The 14,567-nt window shown below is 68.1% G+C and carries 23 protein-coding genes and 1 pseudogene; 14 read left to right on the forward strand and 10 right to left on the reverse strand.

Annotated features, from left to right (window positions below; genetic code table 11):
• A partial coding sequence (locus DY240_RS33565) for a hypothetical protein (protein WP_233552908.1) occupies window positions 1-291 on the forward strand: 291 nt, incomplete at its 5' end.
• 251 nt (window positions 292-542) lie between these two features.
• Entirely contained in the window at window positions 543-836 is a 294-nt protein-coding gene (locus DY240_RS27930; protein ID WP_119662929.1) for a DUF5615 family PIN-like protein, read from the forward strand.
• Between the two features lie 11 nt (window positions 837-847).
• Here the strand turns inward: DY240_RS27930 and DY240_RS33570 are convergent, their stop codons facing one another.
• The 4 genes from DY240_RS33570 to DY240_RS27945 are packed head-to-tail and all read right to left on the reverse strand — an operon-like array spanning window position 848 to window position 2,478.
• On the reverse strand, window positions 848-1,339 hold the full coding sequence (locus tag DY240_RS33570) for a DUF5753 domain-containing protein (RefSeq protein ID WP_233552909.1): 492 nt from the start codon (window positions 1,337-1,339) through the stop codon (window positions 848-850).
• A 3-nt stretch (window positions 1,340-1,342) separates the two neighbouring features.
• The gene (locus DY240_RS33065) at window positions 1,343-1,705 is read right to left on the reverse strand and encodes a helix-turn-helix domain-containing protein (RefSeq protein WP_199702631.1); all 363 of its coding nucleotides are present in this window, start codon (window positions 1,703-1,705) and stop codon (window positions 1,343-1,345) included.
• A gap of 12 nt (window positions 1,706-1,717) precedes the next feature.
• Window positions 1,718-2,230 carry a DUF6879 family protein gene (locus DY240_RS27940; protein WP_199702632.1) on the reverse strand — a complete coding sequence of 171 codons (513 nt, stop codon included), beginning with the start codon at window positions 2,228-2,230 and terminating at the stop codon, window positions 1,718-1,720.
• Window positions 2,227-2,478 (reverse strand): hypothetical protein, encoded by a 252-nt coding sequence (locus DY240_RS27945; RefSeq protein ID WP_119662930.1) that lies wholly within the window; start codon window positions 2,476-2,478, stop codon window positions 2,227-2,229. The genes DY240_RS27940 and DY240_RS27945 overlap by 4 nt, the downstream gene beginning before the upstream one ends.
• 470 nt (window positions 2,479-2,948) lie before the next feature.
• On the opposite strand from DY240_RS27945, the gene DY240_RS27950 reads away from it, so the two are divergent.
• The gene (locus tag DY240_RS27950; protein ID WP_119662931.1) at window positions 2,949-3,179 is read left to right on the forward strand and encodes a hypothetical protein; all 231 of its coding nucleotides are present in this window, start codon (window positions 2,949-2,951) and stop codon (window positions 3,177-3,179) included.
• Between the two features lie 576 nt (window positions 3,180-3,755).
• Here DY240_RS27950 and DY240_RS27955 read toward each other — a convergent pair.
• Window positions 3,756-4,016 carry a DUF4440 domain-containing protein gene (locus tag DY240_RS27955; protein ID WP_119662932.1) on the reverse strand — a complete coding sequence of 87 codons (261 nt, stop codon included), beginning with the start codon at window positions 4,014-4,016 and terminating at the stop codon, window positions 3,756-3,758.
• Window positions 4,017-4,282: 266 nt separating this feature from the next.
• Between DY240_RS27955 and DY240_RS31505 the strand changes: the two genes are divergently transcribed.
• Window positions 4,283-4,723 (forward strand): hypothetical protein, encoded by a 441-nt coding sequence (locus tag DY240_RS31505; RefSeq protein WP_147375552.1) that lies wholly within the window; start codon window positions 4,283-4,285, stop codon window positions 4,721-4,723.
• A gap of 4 nt (window positions 4,724-4,727) precedes the next feature.
• On the opposite strand, the gene DY240_RS31510 is transcribed toward DY240_RS31505, so the two are convergent.
• Window positions 4,728-5,114: a hypothetical protein gene (locus tag DY240_RS31510; protein WP_147375553.1), complete on the reverse strand. Its 387-nt coding sequence runs from the start codon at window positions 5,112-5,114 to the stop codon at window positions 4,728-4,730.
• On the opposite strand from DY240_RS31510, the gene DY240_RS32580 reads away from it, so the two are divergent.
• The 3 genes from DY240_RS32580 to DY240_RS33815 all read left to right on the forward strand — a co-directional run bounded on the left by DY240_RS32580 (window position 5,107) and on the right by DY240_RS33815 (window position 6,183).
• The gene (locus DY240_RS32580; RefSeq protein WP_158603031.1) at window positions 5,107-5,280 is read left to right on the forward strand and encodes a hypothetical protein; all 174 of its coding nucleotides are present in this window, start codon (window positions 5,107-5,109) and stop codon (window positions 5,278-5,280) included. The genes DY240_RS31510 and DY240_RS32580 overlap by 8 nt on opposite strands.
• Window positions 5,281-5,395: 115 nt before the next feature.
• Window positions 5,396-5,767, forward strand: a complete 372-nt coding sequence (locus tag DY240_RS33810) for a nucleotidyl transferase AbiEii/AbiGii toxin family protein (RefSeq protein ID WP_119662935.1) — start codon at window positions 5,396-5,398, stop codon at window positions 5,765-5,767.
• A 17-nt stretch (window positions 5,768-5,784) separates the two neighbouring features.
• Window positions 5,785-6,183, forward strand: a complete 399-nt coding sequence (locus tag DY240_RS33815) for a nucleotidyl transferase AbiEii/AbiGii toxin family protein (RefSeq protein WP_158603032.1) — start codon at window positions 5,785-5,787, stop codon at window positions 6,181-6,183.
• 251 nt (window positions 6,184-6,434) lie between these two features.
• On the opposite strand, the gene DY240_RS27980 is transcribed toward DY240_RS33815, so the two are convergent.
• Window positions 6,435-6,956, reverse strand: coding sequence for a hypothetical protein (locus tag DY240_RS27980; protein ID WP_119662937.1), 522 nt, complete (start codon window positions 6,954-6,956; stop codon window positions 6,435-6,437).
• Window positions 6,957-7,277: 321 nt separating this feature from the next.
• Here DY240_RS27980 and DY240_RS27985 point away from each other — a divergent pair, with 321 nt between their 5' ends.
• A complete protein-coding gene (locus tag DY240_RS27985; protein WP_119662938.1) occupies window positions 7,278-7,994 on the forward strand; it encodes a class E sortase in 717 nt (238 codons plus the stop codon).
• A 27-nt stretch (window positions 7,995-8,021) separates the two neighbouring features.
• Here the strand turns inward: DY240_RS27985 and DY240_RS27990 are convergent, their stop codons facing one another.
• Window positions 8,022-8,447 (reverse strand): helix-turn-helix transcriptional regulator, encoded by a 426-nt coding sequence (locus DY240_RS27990; protein WP_119662939.1) that lies wholly within the window; start codon window positions 8,445-8,447, stop codon window positions 8,022-8,024.
• A gap of 536 nt (window positions 8,448-8,983) precedes the next feature.
• Here DY240_RS27990 and DY240_RS27995 point away from each other — a divergent pair.
• From DY240_RS27995 to DY240_RS34250, 3 genes and pseudogenes are all read left to right on the forward strand, one after another.
• On the forward strand, window positions 8,984-9,232 hold the full coding sequence (locus DY240_RS27995; protein ID WP_119662940.1) for a hypothetical protein: 249 nt from the start codon (window positions 8,984-8,986) through the stop codon (window positions 9,230-9,232).
• A gap of 176 nt (window positions 9,233-9,408) precedes the next feature.
• Window positions 9,409-9,831, forward strand: a pseudogene (locus DY240_RS33820) (nitronate monooxygenase); the annotation flags it as partial.
• Window positions 9,737-10,249, forward strand: coding sequence for a nitronate monooxygenase (locus DY240_RS34250; protein WP_407659427.1), 513 nt, complete (start codon window positions 9,737-9,739; stop codon window positions 10,247-10,249). The pseudogene DY240_RS33820 and the gene DY240_RS34250, both read left to right, overlap by 95 nt.
• A gap of 339 nt (window positions 10,250-10,588) precedes the next feature.
• Here the strand turns inward: DY240_RS34250 and DY240_RS28005 are convergent, their stop codons facing one another.
• On the reverse strand, window positions 10,589-11,338 hold the full coding sequence (locus tag DY240_RS28005; RefSeq protein WP_119662941.1) for an alpha/beta fold hydrolase: 750 nt from the start codon (window positions 11,336-11,338) through the stop codon (window positions 10,589-10,591).
• Between the two features lie 339 nt (window positions 11,339-11,677).
• Here DY240_RS28005 and DY240_RS28010 point away from each other — a divergent pair, with 339 nt between their 5' ends.
• Both DY240_RS28010 and DY240_RS28015 read left to right on the forward strand, forming a co-directional pair.
• Entirely contained in the window at window positions 11,678-12,538 is an 861-nt protein-coding gene (locus DY240_RS28010) for a DUF2637 domain-containing protein (RefSeq protein WP_158603033.1), read from the forward strand.
• The gene (locus DY240_RS28015; protein WP_119662943.1) at window positions 12,525-12,746 is read left to right on the forward strand and encodes a hypothetical protein; all 222 of its coding nucleotides are present in this window, start codon (window positions 12,525-12,527) and stop codon (window positions 12,744-12,746) included. Before DY240_RS28010 ends, DY240_RS28015 begins: the two co-directional genes overlap by 14 nt.
• Window positions 12,747-12,763: 17 nt before the next feature.
• Here DY240_RS28015 and DY240_RS28020 read toward each other — a convergent pair whose 3' ends face one another.
• Window positions 12,764-12,976 carry a helix-turn-helix transcriptional regulator gene (locus DY240_RS28020; protein ID WP_199702640.1) on the reverse strand — a complete coding sequence of 71 codons (213 nt, stop codon included), beginning with the start codon at window positions 12,974-12,976 and terminating at the stop codon, window positions 12,764-12,766.
• Between the two features lie 328 nt (window positions 12,977-13,304).
• On the opposite strand from DY240_RS28020, the gene DY240_RS28025 reads away from it, so the two are divergent.
• Window positions 13,305-14,444 (forward strand): site-specific integrase, encoded by a 1,140-nt coding sequence (locus DY240_RS28025; RefSeq protein WP_119662944.1) that lies wholly within the window; start codon window positions 13,305-13,307, stop codon window positions 14,442-14,444.
• The last annotated feature ends 123 nt before the right edge of the window (window positions 14,445-14,567 follow it).

Raw genomic sequence — 14,567 nt, forward strand, 5'->3', positions numbered from 1 at the left:
CCCCCGCCGGGTGCCGCATCCTCCCGCGAGCCGAACACGCCGTCGCCGTCGCTGGGACGAGCTCACGGAGGTGAGCGACGACGCGATCACGCACCAACTGCGGACCTCGACGTCACTCTCACTGGCGGGACGATGGTCGAGGTCAACGATCGCAACGATGGCTGGGCGCCACTGCTGGCCGCCATCGCGCAGAACCTCGACCTCGCGTGTAGTGACCGTTATGCGGCACTCGCTTCGCTCGTCCCGGACGGCGACAGCCTCTTCATCGCCGAGGGGCGTATGGCACCGTAACGAAGACGCAACTCGCTCCACTCAGCCCGCGTACGGGGAGTTCGATGCGTGGCCGTTTCGTCGCTCCCATCGTCGGCGACGCGCGACACGGGTGCGCGGTGATGGCCTACCTCGTGGTCGACGGCGCGTTGACGTGAGCCGGTAAGGAGGGGCGCGCGATGTTTGGGACTGGGCCTGTGGGGGCGGATCACCGCCTGGAGTACGCGATGGCGCTTGTCGTGGCGGCTGGGCATGCGCGTGAGCGGGTGTTGATGGACGCCGCGCATGACGCCGCGGACGCCGGACTCAACCAGGCCAGCGACGACACCCTGACCGCCTACGCCGACACCAAGAACGCCGTCATCGTCACCCACGACCGCGAGTTCTCCCAGCGCCGCGCCAAGAACGTCGTCGGCCGGCACGTGCAGCTTCGATGCCCCGAATGGGACGCGGCCGCGCTCATGGACCGGCTCCTGGACGACATCGTCGACCTCCTCAACATCAAGCCCGACGTCCTGATCCAGGTCTCCGCCGAAGGCTGCGAGATGCACTTTCCCTGGAAGTAGTAGCCGCTCGGTTATCCGGCCGGTTCGAGTGTGTCGATGGCGGCGCGGATCAGTGCTCGTGCACCGGTGCCATGGCGGGCGAGTTCTGCGAGCCGGACGAAGGTATCGGCGTATTGGGCCACCTCGCGGGGTTGTGTGACGGTCAGGCGTCCGGAGATCAGCTCGACGTTGACTTGGGCGGCGTCGTAGATCCAGAACCCTTCGGCGGGAAGGCGTGGTCGGTCCGGCCGGGATGGGATGATGCCGAGGCTGACGTTCGGTCGTGTGGCCACCGTGGTGAGGTGGAGCAGTTGCTCGCGCATGACCTCGTCGCCGCCGGCGCCGGATCGCAGTACGGATTCCTCGAGCACGAATGCGAACTGTCGGCTTCCGTCGTCGAGAAGCTGTCGGCGCTCGAGGCGGGCCGCTACCGCGTTGTCGACGTCGTCGGGTAGTCCCTCGCGCTGTTGAACGCCGCGTAGTACTGCGCTCGCGTAGGCCGCAGTCTGCAAGATGCCCGGCATCAGCTAGGACTGATAGCAGCGGAACCGGCGAGTTCGCGCACGCACGGCCTCGCGGGCCTGCTGGGCTGAGAAGAGGCCGGTCTGGGTGATCCGACGCCACTCGATGAACATGCCCTCGACGCTGCGCAGGAACGCGATCAGGTCGTCAGCCTCGTCGTCGGCGCCGCACGCTCGGCACCACACCCGGATGTCGTCGGCCGACGGTGCTGTGCGGTTGTTCTCGATGCGTGACGTCTTGGCGGGATGCCATCCGCACGCCCTCGCGTGCGCGCGCCCGTGCAGGCTCGCCCGCTGGCGGATCTCCCGAAGGCGGTCCGCCAGCGTCTGACGAGCCTGCTGGGCGTTGGAGTGCTCGGAAAGGGGCACGATGTCGGTCTCTTACGGGTGGTACTCCTCGTGCGGGATGGCCCGCTCCCACACGGCCTCGAACGCTGACGCGCACAGCTTCGCCAGGTCGGCGTCCGTGCTGACCTCATCGCTCGGCGCGCCGCCGTTGCCGTCGAAGTGAATGACGATCACGGTCTCGTCGTCGAAGAGCCAGAAGTCGTTGCCTGGCAGCGCGATGCCGGTGGCCCGGCGGCGAGGCAGCCAACGCACGAGCTCGCCGGCGGTGATGTTGGTGAAGGTGCCGTCGTACTCGTAGCGGATGTACTCGCTCACCGGCTCGGACACGATCCTGGCCCGGCGCATCACCACGCCACGCGCGACCGTTGCATGCACCAGATCGTGCCACGGCCGCCACCAGGACGCCCAATCGGCGGGGTCGCGGCGAAAGCCGTTGCGCCACGCGGTGATCGAGTCACGCTCGGACTCCACCGTGTACACGTCGCGCATCTCCAGGTGCACCGCAGACCGCTTCGCGGCGGCCAGGGATTCGCGGATCACCGTCACGACGTCGGGGCCTCCTCGACGCCCGGGATGAACGGGCGCATCCGCGCGGGAAGGCGGATCACCGTCTCGTGTGCCGGCACGTCGGTGGCGTGCCCAGGGACAGAGCCGACCCGTTCCACCTCCTCGAGAGTGGCCGCGTCCGCCTTGTAGGACTGAATGATCAGATCGCCGGTCTCCTCCTCGAGCCAGATCGTCGGCGAATGATCCTCGTCGGTGCCCGGATCGATCGCGATGAACCTCAGTGCCATGACGCCGCCCTTCGTCGGTTGCACGAGCTTGCACCGAGCCTGACTGGCGACTACGGCCGAGGTCAAGGGTTCGGGCGAGATCCCGCAACCTCGTGCAACCGTCCTTCCCTGCCCGGCCCCGCCGGCCCTACGTTGCCGCCATGTTCACCGCACACGTCCACGGTCACAGCCTCGTCGAGTGGTCCCCTGAACGCATCGACGCGTACGCGGACGGGCTGCTGGCGACCCACCAGCCGGCCAGAGGCTGGCTCCCGCGCCGTCGCTCGTCTTGCCGGAGCTGCGGCCGGCCGTGGCCGTGCGCGTCAGCAACGTGGGCGGAACTCTGGGGGCGCGGCGCAGCCCGGGCTCGGGCGCGGCGCGGAGGCCGGCGGTGAGAGCGTTGCCGGGATCATGACGGTCGTCAGCCTCCCGGCACTCTGGATCGCCTGTCTGGCCGTCGCCCGGCGCCGCGCAAGGCCGGGGCGCGGCCAGTGACCACCCAGGAGCAGGAGGCCGGCGAGCGGCGATGGGCGCCGACCTACCGGGCGCATTGCCCGCGCTGCAGGCAATCGGGCCGTGCGTTCTCGTCGTACGGGAATGCCGAGGACGCCGCCCGGGGCCACGCAGGCAAGCACAACCACACGACGCACGTCGTCGATCAGTACGGGATCCGGGTCGTCGGCTCGACCCAGCGGCCCGGCGACGACCTGGCGAGTCACTGACCCGTGCCACGCGGTGACTTCCTTCGAGGTGGGGTTGAGCCCATCGTGGCGGTGATCGTATTGTCGCCGTTCGACGGGTGGATCAGCGCAGACTGGCGCCGTCGCTCGTGTACGCCTTCACCAGCTACGCGCCGTGACGGAGGTCGCCGGACTCGAGGAGTATCGACGACCTCGGCAGCGGCGTCGTCGATCTGCGCGACGCGGGATGGTGGGCCCTGCTTTGTGTCCGACCGTTCTGATATTTCAAGGCGTGGGTGGCCTCGTGCAACGCCCCTGCTGCGAGGCCGTTCGGTCCCTGCGCCGGGCCGCATCACCCGTTGCGCCAGCACGGCGCAGGGGCGCGGACTCACGGTCCGCCCAGCAGGGATGCCGGGCGAACCGTGAGGCAGTGCGTCGAGGTCATGCTCGACGCGTCGCCGTTGCGGTGGCAGCATCGGATCGCCAACTCCATACACGTGCGACTCGACGTCACAGGCCGAGCGGCTATACCCGACCGTGGTTCGCTCTTCCGCAGAGGGCTACGGGGCGCTGCTCTTGATGTGTTTGGTCCCGGGCCGACATCACCCCAGGAGGCGGTCAGGCTGGCTCCTCGCTGACGTCGAGCATGGTGCGCCGGGCCGCGATCCAGGCGTCGTCGTGTCGTCGGAACGTCCATAGGTCCGTTGCGCTGGCGCGGTAGCGCTGGTCATGGCGTTCGTAGGTCAGCTCATAGTGGAACCGTACGAGGGCTGTGGTCCCGACGACGTCGACCTTCTCGGTGTGGTTCTGGAAGTGGTGGACGCGCGCGGTGCGGGCGAAGTCCTCGAACCCGGCCAGGAACGCATCTCGTCCGGTCACGGGGTTGGTCGAGTCCGGGGCTGGTCATGACGATGTCGGGATCGATCAGCGAGGCGACGTCACGGATGCGGCCGTGGAGCCAGGCGTCGTTGATGGTCCGCATGATCGCGGCCACGGCGTGGCACTGTGCCTGGTCCGTCATGTGCTCACTCGCGGTGGTGCGCGGATCGGGTATCGCTGCCCGGATGGTGGTGAGAGAGTACCGGCCCGCGGCACGACCCGATCGCCGTGTGCGGGCCGGCCTCCGTCGGAGCTACAGTCGATTTGTGGAGTTTGCGCTGTCCGCGGCCGCGATCGCCGCGCTGCTGCTGGCGATCTGGGCGGCCTGGTACGTGCGCCGGGCGGTGGCCGATCTCGGGCGCTCGGCACGTGAGTCGCTGAGCCGCGACGGGCGCGAGTGGGCAGGTGCGCGGTTCCGGCTCGACCACGTCAGTCACCATCGGTATCTGTTGCGCAATGACGGCACCAGCGCGGCTTACGGCATCCGGGTCGACGTCGGTGAGCTTGTCGTGCATGAGGGGTCGGTGATGTTGAAGCGGCTCGCGCCGGGACAGTCTGTCCGGTACCTGCTGATCCAGCCGCTGCTGGTGCGGGTGGACGAGATCGTGGTGCGGTGGCATGACCGTCCGGAATGCCTCGACTCGCCACGGGTCGCGCGGCTGCCGCTGCACGCCGCATCGGATCACCCCGAGCGACAGGGCGCCTGAGCGATCACACACCGGCCACCGGTTGCGGGGATGGGTGCTCTGGGCTGGATCGGTCCTGGCGCGTGTCGGACTGACTCGTATGGAACCCGGCGGCCACACGGAAGGCCGCCGACGGCGCGGTCGGCGCACGGCGTATTCGAGGGCTCTGGCTTGGTGGCGGTGGCCGATCGTCTCGTAGCCGAGGATCACGACGAGTGGAGCGCAGGCCGCGATGACGATGCCAGCGCCGATCGTCGCGCCGGGCCGCGTCAGCGGCCGCTGACGCCGCGAGCGCGAGCAGCGCGCCGAAGAGGAGCAGCAGGTGGAACGGATCGAACCGGCCCAGTAACAGCGAGTAGAGCGTGAACAGGGCGGTGGTGAAGATCGCGACGGGGATGATCAGCGTGAGCATCGTCGACGCGTTCCGGCTGCGGCACGCGATCGGCGAGGACGTCGCGTTCGAAGCGCTGCGCCGATGGTTGCGCGGCGGTGGCCGGCCGGCGGAACTGCTTCGGGCTGCGAATCAGCTCTCAAGGGCACAGCCGGCGCTGCTGCACACATTGCAGGTGCTCGGATGACCCGGCCCACGAATGAGACGCCCGCGGGGCGGGCGTACCTGGCGCTGCGGCGGGCGTCGCGGAAGGCTGGGCGGGCCGACGGCGGAGTACCTGCGGCTGTACGCGCTGGAATGCTTTGCTGTGGCTGGCGAGCTCGGCCCACCGGGAGCGGTTCGTGCTCAAGGGTGGGGTGCTGCTGGCTGCGCATGATCTGCGTCGGCCGACGACCGACGTCGACGTGGCCGCGCTGCGGACGGCGAACGACGTCGAGGACGTGCGCAGTCTGATCCTGGAGGTGGCGGCACTTCCGGCACCGGTCGACGACGGCCTGGACTTCGACCTCGACGCGGTCACCGCGGCGGCGGTCCGTGACGAAGACGAGTACGCCGGTGCGCGGGTGCGGCTGGTGACCCTGCTGGCCATGGCGCGAGAACCGTTTCACGTCGACGTGAACGTGGGCGATCCGAGCTGGCCGGCCCCGGCTGAATCGAGCTGCCGCGACTACTAGAGGGCGATCCGCCGATCGTGCTGCGCGGGTATCCGGTCGAGATGGTGGTCGCGGAGAAGGTCCGGACCGCGCTGCAGCGTGGTTTGGCAAGCACGCGCTGGCGGGACTTCGGCGACCTGTATCTGCTCACTGGGCGGGTCGCGTTCACCGCGGCCGCGGTGCGCGAAGCAATCATGGCGGTCGCCGAGCATTGCAAGGTGGACCTGGAAGGCCTCGTCGGCGTACTGGACGGGTATGGCCAGGTGGGCAAGTGCGGGTGGCTGGCGTGGCGGGCGCGCGTGGCGCTGACCGAGGTCCTGCCCGAGTCGTTCGGCGATGTTGTCGCCGCGACGGTGGCCTTCGCGGATCCCGTGCAGGACGGGAGCCTGGCGGGCACGGCGCTGTGGCGGCCGGTCGAGCGCGAGTGGCGAGGCTGACGCCGGCAGTGTCCGGCGTCAGCGAAGATGGCGCCCGCCCCAGTGCCGGTCAGTCGCCGTTGGCGCAGTGTCGCCGGTGGCCAAGGTGTGCTGGAACCAGTCTGCGGTGGCCGGGACCCTCGCGTCGCTGTAAGGCCCCCTAGAACACGTGGTGAGGCATCAACCTCCTCCGGGAGGTTGATGCCTCATCGTGGATCCCGGCTCACGCCGGATCCGGGCACATCATGGCCTTGCTGGGCGCCGAGCGGAGATCAGCCGCAGTGGCTCCAGCCAATGTCGACGGACCTGGTGGTGCCGCCCCACTCGATCCAGCCGCTCGCGCCGATGCAGTAGATCGTGCCGTTCACCGATGCCGGGCCGGCGTAGTACCGGAAGTCGCCCCAGTCGTCATCCTCGTCAGCGATGGACCCGTTGCATACGCCGTCCTGCGCGTCCGAGGTCAGGCAGCTCTGGATGCTCACTCCCATCTCCTTGAGCGTGCCCCAGGTCGTGCTCGAGGAGACCGTCTCGGCGCAGTTGTTGGTGCCGTCCCAGTAGACGTCGAGCCAACCCAAGGTGGTGCTGCCGGACGTGATCGCCCGGTGCTCGATCAGCGAGCCGTTACACACCTGTCCGTCCAGGAGCGCCGATGTGTCGAGCTGGGCGAGTTCCTTGACGCGGTTCTCGTCGATTCCGGCCGAGACGGAGCCGGTGCTTGCCTGTGCGGTCGGGGTGGGGGAGGTCAGTGCCAGGGCGGTGAACAGTGCGATCACGGCGACGGAGATGGCGGCCAATCGCCGTCCTCCAAGCGATTGGCGCATACTGGTAGTACTCACCGACGATCACTCCTTCCAAGGGTCGAGTGTCGGTGGGATTTACGGGACGGTCCTGTGCGCATACACGGGGCCGTCCCTCTTGGCTGTGCTGGGCCGGCGGTCCTGTACCAGCACGTGAAGAATGATTCCAATTGGGACAACTCATGTCCCTATACCGAAGGGGAGTCTTCCCACCGCCGGCCGTAAGGGGCGTGCTTGGGGTTGAGCGTGCTGTACCGGAAGTTCGTCGTTTTCGGAACAGCTCGATCGGACGCAAAGTGCCGTATATCATCGCGACCTATGGGACACCAGGCACGAGGGAAGCATCGCCCAGTCAGCCCGGTGCAGCCTCGCCGGAGCGGGCCGGCCGTGGTTGCCGGCGCCATCGGCGAACTGATGCTCACCGCAGGAGCGGTCGTGCTGCTCTTCGTTGTGTACACCCTGTGGGGTACAGGCATACAGACCGCACAAGCGCAGGACCAGCTGCTGGAAGACTTGCAGTCAGAACTTGGCGCCGACGGCGGCGCGGTCGACAAGGAGACCACGCCGCCAGAGTTGGAGCTCGGTGACGCCTACGGCATCATCCGAATCCCCCGCTTCGGCGACGACTGGGAGTGGGTCATCGTCGAGGGCGTCGAAGACGAGGACTTGAAGAACGGTCCGGGCCACTACCCGAACAGCGTCGCGCCGGGCGAGATCGGCAACTTCGGAGTCGCCGCCCATCGTTCTGGACATGGATGGCCCTTCGCGGACTTCCCGGAGCTGCGAGTCGGTGACATCATCGAGATCACCACACGGCAGGGCACGTTCCTCTACGAACTCGACAACGCCCCCAATGGCGACTCGGACGGGAACAAGATCGCCAACGACGAGACGTGGGTCGTCGATCCAGTGCCAGGTGAACCCGACGGCACGGAGCCGACGCAGCGACGGATCACGTTGACAACGTGCTGGCCAGAGGTCGGATCGTCGCACCGGATGTACGCAACCGGGCTGCTCATTGGGGCAGAACTCTGAACATCGGCAGGAGACTTGGGCTGCCGGTCAGGTGCGAGGCGCTGCCGCGATCCGCGCGGCAGCAGCTTCGTGGGCGAGGATGATCAAGTGCTGCCGATTGGAAGCGCCAGTCTTGAGCCGGATGTTGCCCACGTGGTACTTCACCGTGCTCAACTGCACATGCCGGACCCGCGCGATCTCCCGGTATGAGAGACCCCGCGCGACAAGCCTGAGGGTCTCGGTCTCTGCCGCCGTCAGCGAATCGAGTGTTGCGAGCAGTTCCGGCCCAGGCCTCTGACTCACCTGCTCCCAAACCGCCTCCGGAAGCCAAACGCCGTGGCTGGCTGCGGCCATGATCCCCAAGGCCAGGGTCTCCGGAGGATCGCTAGACACCACGACACCACGCACGCCCGGCGTGCCGATCACCGAGAGGTCCGGTGCTGGGTGCTGGTCGACGATGAGGACGACAGGCAATGGAGTCCTCTCAGGATCCCGCGCCCCGAGCGCGAAGAGTGCTGGCGTCGTCACCGTCAGGTGCGGCGATACGGGACGCGCACGAGGTCGCTGAGCCGGGGTTGGCACCAGAGCAATTCGCCACGCCGGCAGCAACGGCTGTTGACGCAAAAGGCGCGCCACGTTGCTGCGATGATTCGCCGGAAGATGGAGTCCCACCCTGAGTGATTTGGCCACAGATCCCCCACGAGCTGCGCAGATAACTGCCTGTCTAGAACCGACCCCACCCCTCCGCGCGCCTAAAGCGCAGACTCTCAAGCCCTATGACATGTAGCTATGTACGCCGCAAATGTCTACATTGATCCTACTGTTCCGGACGATCATGATCAAGAGGAGTACGCCCACGCGGCCACCAACTCGGCCCCTGCCGACGGCGTTCACGGCCCAATGGAGCAAGCTGGTTCGGCCCCGGGGTGACAACCGTTCGCCCAGTCGCTCCGTCCTACCGGTAAGGGCCGCTCGCACCAGCGGCCGGTAGGGACGGAGGAGCATCGCACATGAGTGACGAGAACGACTGGCTCCGCGAGCAGGTCCATCGCCTCGAACCGCAGGTGCCGCCGAGGCAGGGCACCTCGACCGAGATCCTGCTCAAGGCACAGCGCCACCTGTGGCGCCGCCGCGTTGCGGCGACCGCCGTCGTGATCGCCCTGGCCGTCGCCATCTGGATCAGCGGCGTCCTCCGTGACGCCGTGCCGGCGACCCACCGGTTGAGCCGAAGGCCTCCGACGGTCAGGCGTCTTCGGTGAGCGCGGGGTGTCAGTCAGGTAGCGCGCGGCGCTGGAGCGGGTGGCGCCAGTGTCGTGCCGCCGCGCGCTCGACGTTCTACGCGAGCGCGGGGCGGTCAGGACGCTGCCGAGCAAGGGCACCTTCGTGACGGGCCCGGCTCGGCGGGTTCGGTGCGCACATCCTCGACCCTGACGACATCACCGCCCTCGTCGCGCAGCTCAAGGCCGCGACGGGCCGGACCTTCGCGGTGAACCTCTGGGTGCCTCAGCCGGGTGAGACCGACCCGCCCAGCCAGTCCGATCTTGCCCGGCACATCGACCTGCTGCGGCCCTACTTCGCCACGCTCGGCACCCCCGGTCTTGCGGCCACCTACCCCTTCGGTCCCGATTTCGACGCCCAGGCGCAGGCGCTGCTCGCGGCGCAACCACCCGTGGTCAGCTTCGTCATGCGAATCCCGCCCGAGTGGATACTCGCCGAAGCACGCCGGCGTGGCATCCACACCATCGGCACCGCGACAACTGTCGATGAGGCCGTCGCGGTGCAGGACGCAGGGCGGGACGCCGTTGTCGCCTCGGGCAGCGACGCCGGCGGACAGCGGGGCGCGTTCTTGCGGCCGGTCTGCGAATCACTCGTCGGCACCTTCGCGCTCGTCCCCCAGGTCGCCGACGCCGTCCAGATCGGCACCGGGCTTCTCGCCACTGAGGAATCGAGTGCCAGCCCAGTCCACAAGCAGATGCTGCACAGGCCCGGCCGCCCGTACCACGGTGCTGACCCGGCTATTCTCGGGCCGGCACGCCCGCGGCATTCCCAATCGATTCGTACGAGAGCTGGAATCGCTGGAAGACGAGGTGCCGCCATACCCCATCCAAGACGCCCTGATGTTGCCCGCCCGCCAGGCAGCCGCTGAACAGGGCTCGGCCGACTACCTCAACCTGTGGGCCGGCCAGACGGCATCGCTCACCAAGCCCGGCAGCGCCCTGGATTACTTCCAGGCCCTGGCCGCCGATACCAAGCGAGCCCTCGACCGGCGCGCCTGACGCACGACGCACGGCACCGGTCGCAGGGCCCGACGCCCCGTGCGCTTGTGCAGTGCCGCCGCGTCAATCACCACGCGCAGCATGCACGGCCGTGGAGGGGCGCGACACCTGAGTCAACCTGCGCGATCGCCGTGCTGGCCCGGGCCTGGCGTGATGCATGTTCGCAGCCGTTTGCCATTTCAAACGCTGGCCCAAGTGCGGTCAGCACCTCAACCCAATCGCACGCGCGTTCTGCATATGTGCCCAATTCAGGTCGCCAACCGGAGCAACCCGGAGGTGATCTGACCTCTGTGCGGTGATCGCAAGTAGCTGGCCGCGAGGCCGGTCGACTGATGGCGGTCAGAGCCCGAGGTCGTTCGCCCGTTCCAAGAGCCATGTCTCGGTGTCCGGCCACGCGATTTCCAGGTGGCTGTTCAGTTCTTCGTGGTCGTATTCCTCGAACTGTCTCCATGGCACGCCCCTGGCGTTCAGGCCCTCGGCGAGCTCGCTGCCCGGCATGACCATCCCGACCGCGTCGTGGTCGCGGTCGCCCCAGAAGCAGTAGAGCGGGCAGGGTGCGTCGTCCACCAGCGCGTTCGGGGCGAGTCGGCTCAGTTCACGGTAGAAGGCGGCGCCCGCGCGCGGATCGAATCTTCGCTCCATCTTCGCCCACAGGTCGGGATCGTTCTCCAGGTGTGCCAGCTGTGCGTCGACGTCGCGCGAGGTGACGTTGTAGTCCCCGAGCAGCGGGAAGCCGCCGGCTGCGACGGCTGCGACGGAAGCGACGGCGCTGTGCTGGGCCAGCCGAAGCGCCAGCCAGGGACCGAATGCGCCGGTGAACGAGTAGCCGAAGCAGAGGAATCGCGGGTGGCCGAGGTGCTGGGCCACCGCAAGCATGTCCGTTGCCCACAGACCTGGTTCGTAGGGTCCACCGGTACGCGTGCTCGCGCCGAAGTCACGCGGCGATGCCACGATCAGCGTGAATCGGCGGGCCATCATCGCTTCGATCTCGGGGGCCCAGGTGTAGTTGCATTCCGGCGCCAGGAGCGGTGGCCCGGCGCCCGTGATCCGGAAGGCGATCTTGGCTCCGTTCACGCTCAGGAATTCCATGCGGCGAAGGCTACGGCCTGGCCGACGTTCGGCTTCGGCACGGCCGAACCGGCGACCCGAAGGTGACCTGACTCGAGCAGACATGCGGACCGCATGTTCGATGACTGACGTTGAAGTCACGCCTCGTGTGCTCACAACAGGCCAGGCGTGACCGCTCAGCTCGGACATGGCCGAGCGGGCCGCAATGCTCGTCGCCTCGTGGCGTGCAGAGCGAGGCAGGCGTGAGCACGGGTCTCACGCGGGGTCGACTACCCGTTCATGAGTCGCTGTGGGTGCGCGGCGGATTCCTACCTGAGCACACAGCGCCATGGGGCGCTGGCGAGCTACAGGAGGAACCTCATGGCGAATGTCGACGAGCCGCAGCAGACCCCGCGGCAGCGTGAGCGCAAATCAGCCAGCGATCGTCTGCATGCGTGGGTGAGCGATCCGGATGTCGCGCTCATCGTGACCGTGTTCGCTGATGCCTGCCTGGCGCTCGGTGCGTTCACGTTGTCGTTCGACGCGCTCCGCGAGCTTGCCCTCGCCGCAGGTCTTCGCTCGGAATTGGTGTGGATCTGGCCGCTCGTGGTGGACGGCTTCATGGTCGTGTCCACCATCAACGCGGTCGTGCTGAGCGAGCGCATCCCCAGGGCTGCCTGGTACCCGGCCATCGCCTTGATCGTCTTCGCGATGGTGAGCATCGCCGGGAACGGCCTGCATGCGGCCAGGCATGCCGACACCGACGTGATCAGCGTCCCGGTGGCGGCTGTGGTCAGCGCGATTCCCGCGGTCGCCCTCCTGATCATCAGCCACCTGATCGTCGTCCTGCTCATGGCACGTCGGCGGAGCCCAATGCACGTTCACCACCGCGGTGCGATGGCGGCGGCAGGTGGCCGCGCGCTCGAGGCACCGACCGGAAGATCCCGACTAGCGGATCGCGACGACGACCCCGAGGAGCGGGGGCACCGCTTCGCGCCGGCCGACCGGCCCCCGGCGGTTCCGGTGTCGAACCGGACCGATCTGGACGCGCTGGCGGCCTGGGTGCGGGCGGAGACCCTTGCGGGGCGGGCGGTCACCGGCGACGACGTCGCGGCGCGGATCGGGATGTCGTCCGCGACCGGACGGCGCCGACTGCGCGCGATCCGGGCAGAACTCCCAGACGTGGCTGCCGAGTTCGCCCGGCGCGGCAACGGAAGGTGGCCATCCGATGGGACTCGTTGAGGTCACGGCGATCGCGACCGTCGTCGTCGTAACGTTCGGCTGCGCTGGCGTCATCGCGGTATTCGCCGTGGCCGTCACGGCGCACAGATCCAGGGGCCAAGGATGGGGGCACCTCCTCGGCAGGGCCGTGCGGGTCACGATCACCCTTGCCGGCTCCGCGTTGGCTGTCCAGGTCGCGGTGATCGTGGCCGGGGCCGTGGTCGCGTAGCTGCGGGTTAGCTCACCTCAGCCGCGACGAGTCGCCTCCCTCCGGGCCGCGATGTGGGCAGCGACGTCGCGCTCATACGCGACGAGCCTGCGGCCGATCTTGAACAGGTACGGGGCCTCACCCTTGTGCCGCTTGTAGCGCAGGGTGGCCTTCGTCTCCCGAGTCATCGCGCACACCTCGTCGAGGGTGAGCACGCGATCCGGTCGATCGCGTTCGGGCTTGTCGTTCATACGCACCACTCCCGTCCTCTCGCCGACTTGCTCTTGACAGCCTGGTAGGCATCCGGCGCGCGCACACGTCGTGCGCCTCGTGTGCGTCAGCTCGCAGACCTGCGCAGCGCTCCGGTGCGCGGTGCCTCCCCACCAGCCACAAACCGCCAGAGCGGTCGCGACTGATGGGAGATCAACATGAGCAGGCCACCGGTACACACTGCGGTGAAGATCAAGGCGGGCCGTGAGTTGGCCGCTTGGCCCTCCGCACAGATGGGTGCGTGGACCGCGGCCATCTCCGAACGGCATTACCCGAAGGCCACGACGGGGCATGAGTCGGGGGTGAGTGATGGCCTCTAGCTCGATCGCAAAGATCACGCGCACGCGCAAGGCGCGGGATAAGCGCACCGGCGAGGTGCGCGACCGCCAAGTCGAACTGTGGCAGGCACGCTATCGGGTGACCCCGGGCGGCCGGCAGTTTACGAAGACGATGGCGCGCAAGACCGATGTCGAGAACTGGCTCCAGGACGAGCTGGCGAGGCTGACCACGAACACCTGGCTGGAGCCGGACAAGCGGAAGATCACCGTGGGGGAGTGGTGCGACCAGTGGCTGGAGGGCTACGGGACGCGCCGGGAATCGACTGTGCGGCAGGCCAGGGTCCACGTGGCGAAGATCCGCGAGCAGTTCGGCGGTGTCCTGCTGGCCCAGGTACGGCCGTCGCATGTGAAGTCGTGGTGCGCGAAGCTGGCCAAGGAGGACCACGAGCCGAGCTACGTTTACGCGCTGCACTCCCGGCTGTCTCAGATCCTCGGCGACGCCGTACACGACGGCGTCCTGACCAAGAACCCGTGTTCCCGCCGCACGGCGCCGCCAGTGGCCGAGCAGCGGGCGTACGTGGCTACCGTCGAGCAGATCTGGGCGCTCTACGACGCCATGCCGGCGCGGTACCGCATCGCGATCTACAACGGTGCGTTCGCTGGCCTGCGAGCTGGGGAACAGTGCGGCCTCCGCCCGGGCGACGTCGCGTGGCTCCAACGCGAGATCCGGCCCGAGGTGCAGTACCCGGCCGAGCCGCTGAAGACCGAGATGTCGAAGACCCCGATCCCGATCGCTGATGGCCACGTGAAGGCGCTAGCACGGCAGGTCGAGCTGTACCCAGGGGAGTGGATCCTCACGGACGAGCTCGGCGGCCAGGTCGGGCCGTGGAAGCTCGAGCGGGCGTTCCGCACAGCCAGGGGCAAGGTGGCCGGCCTGCCCGACGGGTTCCGGCTGCAGGACCTGCGGCACTTCTTCGCGAGCTTGCTGATCGCGAGCGGCGCTGACATCAAGGTGGTGCAGCACCGCGTGCGCCACAAGAGCGCCAAGACGACGCTCGACGTCTACGGCCACATGTTCCCCGACAAAGACGAGTCGACCAGGACCGCCGTTGAGACAGTCCTGGTCGACCGTGTTGAGGAACAGCTGAGGAACAGGAACGAGGGCCGCTAGCTCAGACGCAGGTCAGGGCCCAGTTCTAGCTCAGATGTCGAAGTAGAGCTCGAACTCGTGCGGGTGGGGGCGCAGGCGGATCGGGTCGATCTCGTTGGTGCGCTTCCAGTCGATCCAGGTCTC

Source organism: Jiangella rhizosphaerae (assembly GCF_003579925.1).
GTDB lineage: Bacteria > Actinomycetota > Actinomycetes > Jiangellales > Jiangellaceae > Jiangella > Jiangella rhizosphaerae.

Bases quoted from the DNA above. Each gene is read 5' to 3' on its own strand.
- DY240_RS27985 (WP_119662938.1), top strand. From the start codon at position 7,278: ATGGGACACCAGGCACGAGGGAAGCATCGCCCAGTCAGCCCGGTGCAG.
- DY240_RS33570 (WP_233552909.1), bottom strand. From the start codon at position 1,339: ATGCCGGGCATCTTGCAGACTGCGGCCTACGCGAGCGCAGTACTACGC.
- DY240_RS28020 (WP_199702640.1), bottom strand. From the start codon at position 12,976: ATGAACGACAAGCCCGAACGCGATCGACCGGATCGCGTGCTCACCCTC.
- DY240_RS27945 (WP_119662930.1), bottom strand. From the start codon at position 2,478: ATGGCACTGAGGTTCATCGCGATCGATCCGGGCACCGACGAGGATCAT.
- DY240_RS28015 (WP_119662943.1), top strand. From the start codon at position 12,525: ATGGGACTCGTTGAGGTCACGGCGATCGCGACCGTCGTCGTCGTAACG.
- DY240_RS27995 (WP_119662940.1), top strand. From the start codon at position 8,984: ATGAGTGACGAGAACGACTGGCTCCGCGAGCAGGTCCATCGCCTCGAA.
- DY240_RS28010 (WP_158603033.1), top strand. From the start codon at position 11,678: ATGGCGAATGTCGACGAGCCGCAGCAGACCCCGCGGCAGCGTGAGCGC.
- DY240_RS34250 (WP_407659427.1), top strand. From the start codon at position 9,737: ATGAGGCCGTCGCGGTGCAGGACGCAGGGCGGGACGCCGTTGTCGCCT.
- DY240_RS31510 (WP_147375553.1), bottom strand. From the start codon at position 5,114: ATGCTCACGCTGATCATCCCCGTCGCGATCTTCACCACCGCCCTGTTC.
- DY240_RS27930 (WP_119662929.1), top strand. From the start codon at position 543: ATGGACGCCGCGCATGACGCCGCGGACGCCGGACTCAACCAGGCCAGC.
- DY240_RS28005 (WP_119662941.1), bottom strand. From the start codon at position 11,338: ATGGAATTCCTGAGCGTGAACGGAGCCAAGATCGCCTTCCGGATCACG.
- DY240_RS28025 (WP_119662944.1), top strand. From the start codon at position 13,305: ATGGCCTCTAGCTCGATCGCAAAGATCACGCGCACGCGCAAGGCGCGG.